Origin of the sequence: Cupriavidus alkaliphilus, from assembly GCF_900094595.1 — a bacterium.
GTDB classification, from domain to species: domain Bacteria; phylum Pseudomonadota; class Gammaproteobacteria; order Burkholderiales; family Burkholderiaceae; genus Cupriavidus; species Cupriavidus alkaliphilus.
Map to the genome: position 1 here is coordinate 24,526 of NZ_FMAD01000021.1, position 10,315 is coordinate 34,840.

Genomic DNA, 10,315 nt, shown 5'->3' on the forward strand with positions numbered 1-10,315 from the left:
AGCGCCTCGGCGCCGATGACAGGAGGGTAGACATGAAACTTCTCACCAAATTGTTCTTCACCAGCGCCGCCTCGGTGATGCTGACATGGAGTGCGCTCGCGCTCGGGGACACCAGGCCCACCCTGAAGATCGGCTACGTCGAGGGCTGGGACGACAGCGTTGCCACCACCAACGTGGCCGCGCGCATCATCGAGAAAAGGCTGGGATATCCGGTGCAGCTGGTGCCGGTCGCGGCGGGCGTGATGTGGCAGGGCGTTGCGCGCGGCGACCTCGACGCGACGCTGTCGGCCTGGCTGCCGGTGACGCAGGGCGCGTACTGGGAGCAGTTCAAGGGCAAGGTCGTCAACCTGGGTCCCAACTTCACCGAGGCCAGGATCGGCCTGATCGTGCCGGCGTCGGTCAGCGCGAAAAGCATCGACGAGCTCAATGCGCAGAAGGCCGCGTTCGAAGGCCGCATCGTCGGCATCGACGCCGGCGCGGGGGTAATGCGCAAGGCCTCGGAGGCAATCAAGAGCTATGGCCTGAGCTATACGCTGATGCCGAGTTCGGGCAGCGCGATGACGGTGGAACTGGCGCGCTCGATGAACAGCAACAAGCCGGTGGTGGTGACCGGGTGGGCCCCGCACTGGATGTTCGCCAAGTGGAAGCTGCGCTTCCTCGACGATCCCAAGAAGGTGTTCGGCGAGTCCGAGCACGTCGACAACGTCGTCAACCCGGGCCTGGAGAACAAGGCCAGGCCGGTGGTGGCCTTCCTGAAGAAGTTCCAGTGGAAGCCGGGCGAGATCGACAGCGTGATGCTGGCAATCCAGAACGGCACCAAACCGGAGGCGGCCGCCGACGCCTGGATCGCCGCGCATGGAGACCGCGTCAGCGCGTGGCTCGAGAACGCGCAGTAATTCCGCCTGCCCCCGGTGGCGACAGGATTGCGGGCCACGATCGTTATGCGATCGTGGCCCGTTTCGTTGCGCCTACTGGAATACGACCGTGCGGTCGCCGTTCAGGAATACGCGCCGCTCGATAAACGCCTTCACCGCGCGCGCGAGCGTGATGCATTCCACGTCGCGGCCGACCGCGAGCAACTGCTCCGGCCGGTACGAATGATCGACGCGCTCGACCGCTTGCTCGATGATCGGGCCTTCGTCGAGGTCGTCGGTGACGAAGTGCGCGGTCGCGCCGATCAGCTTGACGCCGCGCGCATGCGCCTGGTGATAGGGCTTGGCGCCCTTGAAGCCGGGCAGGAACGAATGGTGGATATTGATCGCGCGATTGGCCAGCCTGGCGCTGGTTGCGGCCGAGAGCACCTGCATGTAGCGGGCCAGGATCACCAGCTCGGCGCCGCTCGATTCAAACAGGTCGAGCCAGCGCGCTTCCTGCCCGGCCTTGGTCTCGGGCGTGATCGGGAAGTGCCGGAACGGCAGGCCGTGCTGGCGCGCCAGCGGCTCCAGGTCGGCGTGGTTGGAGGCGATGCCGACGATATCCATCTTCAGTTCGCCCATGCGCCAGCGGAACAGCAGGTCCGCCAGGCAATGCTCGAGCTTCGACACCATGATCAGCACGCGGGGACGGGCGCACGCATCGTGGATCGCCCACTGCATGCCGAAGCCCTGCGCGATCGGCGTGAATTCCTGCCGTAGCCGGCCGATGTCCAGTGCCTGCGCATCGGTCGGATGGAACACGCAACGCAGGAAGAAGCGGTTGCTCAGGTCATCGTCGAAGACGGTCAGGGCGTCGATATAGCAGCGATGGCGCTCGAGCAAGCCGACGGTGGCGGCCACCTGGCCGGGGGCGCTCGGGCACGACAGCGTCAGGATGTGCTGCGGTGAAGGAGACTGCGCGTTCATGCGATTCCTCTGTGGTTGACTGGCCGCGGACGCCTGGTGCGCGCACATGCCATGCGCCAAGTAGATCAGCCCGTGCGGGCACCGGATAGAACCGAAGCGCCGCGTGCCTGGTATCCGCGCGCCACGCCGCGCGTGGCCCCGTGCCGCGCGCCCCGGACGGCTGGCGCCGTTTGTGGATAGTCGCCGTCAAATTTTCCGTGCCGGATTGCCGTTGTCGCATTTGCGCAAGCGCTTGTCGGAATTCGTCGGCAGGGGACGGCGTTTCTTGGCAACCATGTAGGTAATCGTGCAACGCGGATCGCGATGCGACGACAACGTTTGCCAAGGCCGTTCCACGGCGGAGGGTAGTAACGCGCCCCCAGCGCTTTCCCGGGGAGTGGACGAAAGGCTGGCATGCCATATGACGAGTGAGTCCCGCAGGACCAGGAGAGGTTTCGATGGATAGTCCCAAGGTCGTGGTCGAAGGTCTGTGCAAGGTGTTTGGCAGCAATCCCAGGCAGGCCCTCGACATGCTCGCCGCCGGTGCGACGAAGGATGAGGTGTTCCGGCGCACCGGCCACGTGGTCGGGGTGCACAACGTGTCGTTCGACGTGAAGGAAGGCGAAATTTTCGTGCTGATGGGCCTGTCGGGCTCCGGCAAGTCGACGTTGATCCGCCTGGTCAACCGGCTGGTCGAACCGACCGCCGGCAAGGTGCTGATCGGCGGGCGCGACGTGGCAGCGGTCAGCCGTGGCGAGCTGATCGCGCTGCGCCGCAAGGACATGAGCATGGTGTTCCAGTCGTTCGCCCTGATGCCGCAGCGCACCGTGCTGTCCAATGCCGCCTTCGGCCTCGAGGTCGCCGGCGTCGGCAGGAAAGAGCGGGAGCGCCGCGCCATGGAGGTGCTGGAGCAGGTCGGCCTGGCGACGTTCGCGCAGAAGCTGCCGCGCGAGCTCTCCGGCGGCATGCAGCAGCGCGTCGGGCTGGCGCGCGCGCTGGCGGTCAATCCGTCGCTGATGATCATGGACGAGGCCTTTTCGGCGCTCGATCCGCTCAAGCGCAAGGAAATGCAGAACGTGCTGCTGCAGCTGCAGAAGGAGCACCGCCGCACCATCATGTTCGTCTCGCACGACCTGGAGGAAGCGCTGCGCATCGGCAGCCGGATCGCGATCATGGAAGGCGGCCGGCTGGTCCAGGTAGGCACGCCGCACGAGATCATCGCCAATCCGGCCGACAACTACGTCCGCACCTTCTTCGACGGCATCGACACCAGCCGCTACCTGACCGCCGGCGACCTGATGCAGACCAACGCCGTGCCGACGCTGTCCAGGCTCGACGCGGCCAACATCGCCGCGACGCTGAACGGCACCGAGGACTACGCCTTCGTGCTGGATGCGCAGCGCAAGCTGCGTGGCTTCGTCACGCGCGACGCCACGCAGAACGTGCGTCCCGTCGAGAGCATCCGGCTCAGCGCGTCGCTCGACCACGTCGTCGAGCGCGTGGTCGCGAACCCGAATGCGCTGCCGGTCGTCGACGACGACGGCTGCTATCGCGGCTCGGTCAGCCGCGCCGTCATCCTGAAAGCCATCACGCGCTCGCGAGGTAACCATGTCTGAACTCCTGCCCCTCGGCCGCTGGGTCGACCAATCCGTCCATTACCTTCTGGACCACGACGCCGCGACCTTCGACGCCATCGGCCGCGCCATCGGCGGCCTCGCGGAACTGATCGAGCGCGGCCTGCAAGCCGTGCCGATGTGGCTGATGATGGCGATCTTCATCGGCATCGGACTCTGGCGCGTGGGCTGGCGCTTCGCGCTCTTCACCGCGGCGTCGCTGTTCGTCATCTTCGCCACCGGCTTCTGGGACCAGACCATCATCACGCTGGGGCTGACGCTGTCGTCGACCATCATCAGCCTGCTGCTCGGGGTGCCGCTCGGGATCTGGGCGGCAAGGAACCGGCTGGTTGCCGCCGCCGTACGCCCGGTGCTGGACCTGATGCAGACCATGCCGGCGTTCGTCTACCTGATCCCGGCCGCGATGCTGTTCGGCCTCGGCCGCGTGCCCGGCATCCTGGCAACGGTGATCTTTGCCATGCCGCCCGCGGTCCGGCTGACCTGCCTTGGCATCCGGCAGGTCAACATGGAGATCGTCGAAGCCGGCCACGCCTTCGGCTGCACGCCGTGGCAGCTGCTGTACAAGGTGCAGTTCCCGAACGCGCTGCCGTCGATCATGCAAGGGGTAAACCAGACCATCATGATGGCCTTGTCGATGGTGATCATCGCCTCGATGGTCGGCGCCGGCGGCCTGGGCAACGAGGTGCTTGCCAGCATCCAGCGGCTCGATATCGGCCTGGGCTTCGAGAGCGGTCTCTCGGTGGTGCTGCTGGCGATCATGCTCGATCGCATCACCGAGAGCTTCGGCCGTGCGCCGGGCGAAGCAAAGGCGCCGCTGTTCTCGGGACTCAGGCAGTTGTTCGGCGCCAAGGCCGCCACGGCGCAAGCCTGATCCGCCGCCAGCCGCCACCACATCGACCTCAAAGGCGTTGCAGCCGTGCCGACCGACAGCACTTCCGCGCCAATGCCGCCCCCCGAGCCCGCCGCACCCGCCGCGCCAGCCGCAGCGCTGGCGCCGCTGTCGCACTTCGGCTTCCTGACACTGCCGGACTTCTCGATGATCGCGTTTTCCAGTGCGGTCGAAGTGCTGCGCATGGCCAACTACCTGGGGCGTGCCGAGCATTACACATGGTCGATCTATTCGCCCGACGGCGAACCGGTGCAGGCGAGCAACGGCATCGTGGTCCGGCCCACCGGCGCCCTCGACGACGCCGCGCTGCCGGACGTCATGATCGTCTGCGGTGGCATCCGCATCCGCGATGCCGTTGATGAGCGCCTGCGTGCCATGCTGGCAAGGCTGGCCGCGCTGGCCATGCCGCTGGGCGCCATCTGCACCGGCGCCTACGCGCTGATGTCGAGCGCGCTGCTGGACGGCTACCGCTGCGCGGTGCATTGGGAAAGCCGGGCGTCGCTGCATGAAGAGTTTCCGCTGGTGCGTTTCGCCGACGAGCTCTTTGTGATCGACCGCGACCGGCTGACCTGCACGGGCGGCACGGCACCCATCGACATGATGCTGCATCTCGTCGGCCTGCGCTTCGGCCGGCAGCTGGCCGCGCAGGTCTCCGAGCAGTTCGTACTGGAGCGCATACGGGGCGCCACCGATGCGCAGCCGGTCCCGGTCAATGCGCGCGTCGGCCTGTCGCGGGCAGAGCTGGTCGAGGTGGTGCGGCTGATGGAGGCGAATATCGAGGAACCGCTGTCGCTCGATGAACTGGCGCGGCTGGTGCGGCTGTCGCAGCGGCACCTGCAGCGCATGTTCAAGTTCTATCTGAACGTGTCGCCGACTCATTACTATCTGACCCTGCGCCTGAAGCGCGCGCGCGACATGCTGCGCACGACCAACGCGTCGATCGCGCAGGTGACGGCGGTCTGCGGCTTTCAGTCGCCATGCCATTTCAGCAAGGCATACCGGGCGCAGTTCGGGCATGCGCCCAGCCACGAGCGCCGGCAGGGGGGATGATTTCACCGTTAGAATCGGGCAGGGCGCATGCGCCGGCCGCAGGCGGCATGCGCCGACGCACTCGGCCGCGGAAAGGAACCAATGACCGACTTTGCCAGAAGGCTGCTGGTTGCCGGCCTCAACGCCACCCTGCTGACCCTGGCATGCACCCATGCTCATGGGCAGCAGGTGGTCAGGATCGGCGTGTCCGCTCCGCTTACCGGGCTCAACGCCGCCAATGGCAAGGACATCGAGAACGGTGTCCGCCTTGCCGTGGAGGAAGCCAATGCGCAGGCTATCCGGCTCGACGGACAGGCCGTGCGTTTCGAACTCGCCACCGGCGATGACCAGAGCGACCCGCGCATCGGCGTTCAGGTGGCGCAGAAACTGGTGGACGATGGGGTAGCCGCCGTAATCGGGTATTACAACTCGGGCGTTGCACTGCCGGCCGGGCCGGTTTTCGCGCGGGTCGGGATCCCGGTGATCCATCCGGCGGCGACCAATCCGGCCATCACGCAGCAGGGCCTGGGGACGGTCTTCCGCATCATTCCAGACGACGCGCAAAACTCCGGCAACGCGGGCAGGTTCGTGGTCAAGGTGATGAAGGCTCACCGCATTGCCGTGATGGACGACCGCACCGCGTTCGGCCATGGCGCCGTGGACGAATTCAAGAAGGCCGTCGTCGCCGCTGGCGGGAAGATCGTGATCGCGGAATACGCCAGCGACAAGGCCGTCGAGTTCAGCGCCCAGCTCACCAACATCCGCGCCGCAAACGCCGATGTGCTTTTCTTCGCCGGACTCGACAACCAGGCGGCACTAGTCACGAAGCGCATGCGCGAACTGGGCATGCGCACCCAGTTCGTCGGCAGCGGCGGCATCGCCGACAGCATCTTCCTGAAGATCGCCGGACCCGCCGCCGAAGGCGCCATGGCATGGGAGTATGGACGTCCGCGCGACAGCCTGCCGCAGGGCAGGGCGTTCCTGCAGAAATTCAGGAAACGCTTCGGCAGCGACAGCCTAAGCTATGCGCCGTTCGCCTACGACGCCACGTGGGTCGTTATCCTGGCCATGAAAAGCGCCGGCTCCGCGAAGCCCGCCAATTACGTGCCGGCGGTACGCGCAACGCAATACGAGGGAGTGACCGGCACGATCGCCTTCGATGGCGATGGCGAATTGAGGAATCCGGCGTCAACGCTTTACCAGGTCAAAGGGGGCCGTTGGCAGGCGGTGACGACGATTGCGGCCGAGTGAGGCGAGGCTCGGCATGTCGTATGGCAACGTCTGCTCACGATTGCCGGATGACAGGTGCCGGACTGAAATCGGCATAGCTGTTCGCAAATCAAGCCGCGCACGCGGGATTCCAGCCCGGGAGCTGGGTTGATGTCACGACCTCGCTTGCGCCAGCCCAGGCCGACGGGACTGTCCTCACGGTAGTCATCGCGTCTCCGGCAACAAAAAAGCCAGCACGCTAACGGTGCTGGCTCTTGCTTCCGAACCCCCGACGCCGGGGGCTTGACTTTACATAAATCGAAATTTTCCTACCGGCCCAAAACTCGATTTCATTCGCATAATGTATATTATGTTAAATGATGTATTGCCGCACCAAGATTCTTTGAGCGACTTCAACGCTTCTTGAGCAAAACGCAAGCCCCCGATCGCGTGCCTTCCGTGCGCCAGCCCACATTGCCTCGCCGCTTGCCACCCTAAGCTAGAAAAGTCCGGTGCGAATGTCCTTGCGGCACTCCACCGTGAGCTTCGTCGCGCGGAACTCCCGCATTCCATGGCAACGCTGTCACCGCAGGAGGTGATGCAAATGCGTCAACTCACCATCTTCCGGAAAACCGTGTGGGCGTCAGTGCTTGGCTTTTCGTTGGTGGCGCTGCCGATTCACGCAGCGGCGCCCGTCAGCTTTGACAATGACGCCTGCAACAATCCTTCCGCCGAAGCCAGGCTGAAGCAGCGAGAAACTGCGGTGCTCGGTCCGGCCCATGCCGAGTCGCATGCCAGGGCGCGTGCCAAACAATGTCGCGTGGCAGCCGGGCTGGACCGGGTTGCCACGCCGGATGATCAGTTGCTGGCCGCAGCCAGAGCCCAGGCCACCAATACGGCTGGCCAATGGAGCGCGCCATTCGTCATCCCGGTAGTCGGCATCACGGCGGTACTGCTGCACACTGGCAAGGTGCTGTTCTGGTCGTACGAGCCGACTCAATACCATAATCCGGCGGCGTCCAACACGGGCGTCGCCTATGTCTGGGATCCGGTAACCCGTACGGGACACGCGATTACGCCGCCGGAAAATATCTGGTGTGCCGGCCAGACGATATTGAGCGACGGCCGGGTTTTCCTTGCGGGTGGCAACCTGCGCTACCCGGACCCGAACGCGCCGGAAGGGCAGCAAAACTTCCAGGGCGCACTGAGCAGCTATACCTTCAATCCACTGACCGAGACCTGGACCGCGCAGCCGAATATGTCGGTCGGCCGCTGGTATCCGACCGTTACCAAGCTGGCAGACAACAGCGTGGTCATTACCAGCGGTCTCGACGAAACAGGATCCGGAAATACCACGGCGGTGGTCGAGTTGTTCACCCCTGCGCCAGGCATGGACAGCGTCGGCACGATGAGCACGGTTTCTTTCCGCGACCCCTCCGGCATGTACCCGTTCCAGTACCTGCTTGGCTCGGGCCAGATGATGCAGGCCGGGCCGGCTTTCTACAATACGGCGCTGCTGACGCCTGGCAGCTGGTCATGGAGCAGCATTCCGAACATGCTGAGCTCGCACTATGAGTGGGCTAACGGCGTTCTCTATACCGATGCCTCGGTCACGCCCGCCAAGCAGGTCGTCATGATCGCGGGCGGCGCCGAAGGCGACAGCGCCTTCCGCAACAACGAATGGTTCGATGTCGGCAATCCCAACGCCGGGTGGCGACAGTTTCCGCAATGGCTGCAGCCTCGCCATAACGCCAATACCGTAATCCTGCCGGATGGCACGCTGTTTACCGTGGGCGGGAATGCGGCCAGCAACGGTTATGACAACCCGCATTTCGACAGCGAGCTTTACAACAAGCCGGCCGGCGATCCGACCGGAACCTGGATTCCGATGAGTCCGAACACCATTCAGGCTGGCTACCACTCGAGTGCCATTCTGTTGCCTGACGCTACCGTGTTGCTGTCCCAGGACGATATGAATCCCCTGGCCGCCAGCACGCACCAGGCACAGGTGTATTCGCCACCGTACCTGTTCAAGGGATCGCGTCCCAATATCACCAGCGCACCCGGTACATTGAGCCTGGGACAAACCTTTACCGTCGGCTCCAGCACCCCCAATGTTTCCAGCGTCGCCCTGGTCGCGCCGGGGGCCGTGACCCACGCCAACGACATGCACCAGCGCTATATCAAACTGCGCCATACCAAACAGGGCGCCAAGAACCTGCGCGTCACCCTGCCCGCCTCCAGTTCACTGGTGCCGCCCGGCTACTACATGCTGTTTATCATCGACTCGCAAGGTGTGCCTTCCGTCGCCAAATTCGTCCGGGTTTCCTGAGGCCGGAGATTGAACAGCATGGCGGCATGATTGTTGCAAGAAGGACGGGTATGGTTGCCCGTTCAGGAGACAGTCATGCCCAGTCCCGCTGACCATCAGAAGCTGGAAGCCATAGGCGTACCACGAGGCGCCAGCTTCCACAGACGCCCACCCTCTCCCTTGGCACCGCCGCTGAACAGGCGCATCGAACGCGGCTGACCGTGCCTGCGGCAAGGCATCTGACGTCAGGGGAGGTAAAACCGTGTGTACCAATTTTGCCGCGGTGACGGGCCCGGTGCTGCGCGATGTTTTCGGGGCCGAACCACCGCCAGGACCATGGAAGCCCGAAATATGGCCAGGCGATGCCGCGCCGATCGTCCGTGCGGACGCCCGTGGCCGGCGCCAATGTTTGCTGGCTACTTTTGGCCTCGTGCCGCGCTCGCGCCACGTCCACGGCGCCCGGGATTTTGAAACCATGAATGTCCGCGCCGAGGGCGTCGGCGACAAGCGCGGTTCGTGCAGCGCGTGGCACCGCACCCAGTTGTGCCTGGTGCCTGCGATGGCCATTTACGAGCCGTGCTACGTCGCCGGCCAGGGCTGGATCCGCTACCGGATCTGGCTACCGGACGAGCCGGCGCTCGGCATTGCCGGGCTGTGGAAGCAATGGCCGGACGGAACCTATTCCTTCGCCATGTTCACGGTGAGCGCGCCTGGCCATGCGGTGATGAAGCTGATGCATGCCCCCGGCAAGGAAAAACGGTCGGTCGTAATGATTCCGTACCTGCAATGGCAAGCCTGGCTCTCGTGCCGCGATCCGGAGCTGGCGCGAAGCTTCATGGCGCTCTATCCGGCCGAGAAGATGATGGCGGTTCCTGCCCCGCTTACGCCCCAACCCGCCGAGGAAGCCGGCGCGGCAGGACCGGGCGCACCATCGCGCTAGGCCGCTCAGGCGAAACGGTCATGCAGGATAGAAGCGCTCAGCTGGCGCTTCTTCCAGTACATATGGTCGATGCGCTGCTGCAGCTTGCCCAGCACCGCGGGGTCCAGCGTTTCATAAGTCAGCAGCACGGCCGGGTGCGAGCCGTCGCCGTCCTCATGCTCCAGGCTGTCGAATGGCGGGAAGCCGTACTTTTCCAGAAACGCCTCGATCTCTTCGTCCGAGGTGCCGGGGTCGATATTGGTGAGCAGCAGACGGCTCATTTTCTCTCCCAATTTGCCAGAGGTGACGGCGGGGTGACGGCATCGTTTTGAGGTTAGCACCTCGGCACCGTCTCTGCAGTGCCAAAGCAAAAACCCCTCGCAGCACACGCTGTCGAGGGGTTTTGCAGGATAAGAGCCTGGCGATGACCTACTTTCACACGGGAATCCGCACTATCATCGGCGCGGAGCTGTTTCACGGTCCTGTTCGGGATGGGAAGGGGTG

General features: G+C 64.6%; 8 protein-coding genes, 1 rRNA gene and 1 pseudogene. 7 read left to right on the forward strand and 3 right to left on the reverse strand.

Translation table 11 applies throughout. The features are described from left to right. Positions 1 to 32 precede the first annotated feature (32 nt). Positions 33 to 896 (forward strand): glycine betaine ABC transporter substrate-binding protein, encoded by an 864-nt coding sequence (locus tag GA0116996_RS27695; protein WP_092318297.1) that lies wholly within the window; start codon positions 33 to 35, stop codon positions 894 to 896. 72 nt (positions 897 to 968) lie between these two features. On the opposite strand, the gene purU is transcribed toward GA0116996_RS27695, so the two are convergent. Further along, a complete protein-coding gene (gene purU / locus GA0116996_RS27700; protein WP_092318300.1) occupies positions 969 to 1,841 on the reverse strand; it encodes a formyltetrahydrofolate deformylase in 873 nt (290 codons plus the stop codon). A 413-nt stretch (positions 1,842 to 2,254) separates the two neighbouring features. Here purU and GA0116996_RS27705 point away from each other — a divergent pair. The 6 genes and pseudogenes from GA0116996_RS27705 to GA0116996_RS27730 form a co-directional block, all read left to right on the forward strand. After that, positions 2,255 to 3,436 (forward strand): annotated as a pseudogene (locus tag GA0116996_RS27705) (quaternary amine ABC transporter ATP-binding protein); the annotation flags it as partial. Beyond that, positions 3,429 to 4,325 carry a choline ABC transporter permease subunit gene (gene choW / locus GA0116996_RS27710; protein WP_092318306.1) on the forward strand — a complete coding sequence of 299 codons (897 nt, stop codon included), beginning with the start codon at positions 3,429 to 3,431 and terminating at the stop codon, positions 4,323 to 4,325. The pseudogene GA0116996_RS27705 and the gene choW, both read left to right, overlap by 8 nt. Positions 4,326 to 4,397: 72 nt before the next feature. Continuing rightward, positions 4,398 to 5,393 carry a GlxA family transcriptional regulator gene (locus GA0116996_RS27715; RefSeq protein ID WP_092318309.1) on the forward strand — a complete coding sequence of 332 codons (996 nt, stop codon included), beginning with the start codon at positions 4,398 to 4,400 and terminating at the stop codon, positions 5,391 to 5,393. Between the two features lie 81 nt (positions 5,394 to 5,474). After that, positions 5,475 to 6,623, forward strand: coding sequence for a branched-chain amino acid ABC transporter substrate-binding protein (locus GA0116996_RS27720; protein ID WP_092318312.1), 1,149 nt, complete (start codon positions 5,475 to 5,477; stop codon positions 6,621 to 6,623). 529 nt (positions 6,624 to 7,152) lie between these two features. Continuing rightward, positions 7,153 to 8,913: a galactose oxidase early set domain-containing protein gene (locus GA0116996_RS27725; protein WP_244160008.1), complete on the forward strand. Its 1,761-nt coding sequence runs from the start codon at positions 7,153 to 7,155 to the stop codon at positions 8,911 to 8,913. Positions 8,914 to 9,154: 241 nt separating this feature from the next. Beyond that, positions 9,155 to 9,832, forward strand: a complete 678-nt coding sequence (locus GA0116996_RS27730) for an SOS response-associated peptidase family protein (RefSeq protein WP_092318315.1) — start codon at positions 9,155 to 9,157, stop codon at positions 9,830 to 9,832. A 5-nt stretch (positions 9,833 to 9,837) separates the two neighbouring features. Here GA0116996_RS27730 and GA0116996_RS27735 read toward each other — a convergent pair whose 3' ends face one another. Together GA0116996_RS27735 and rrf are read right to left on the reverse strand one after the other, a co-directional pair. Then, the gene (locus GA0116996_RS27735; RefSeq protein ID WP_092318318.1) at positions 9,838 to 10,092 is read right to left on the reverse strand and encodes a hypothetical protein; all 255 of its coding nucleotides are present in this window, start codon (positions 10,090 to 10,092) and stop codon (positions 9,838 to 9,840) included. Between the two features lie 135 nt (positions 10,093 to 10,227). Next, positions 10,228 to 10,315 (reverse strand): 5S ribosomal RNA (rrf, locus tag GA0116996_RS28640); the annotation flags it as partial.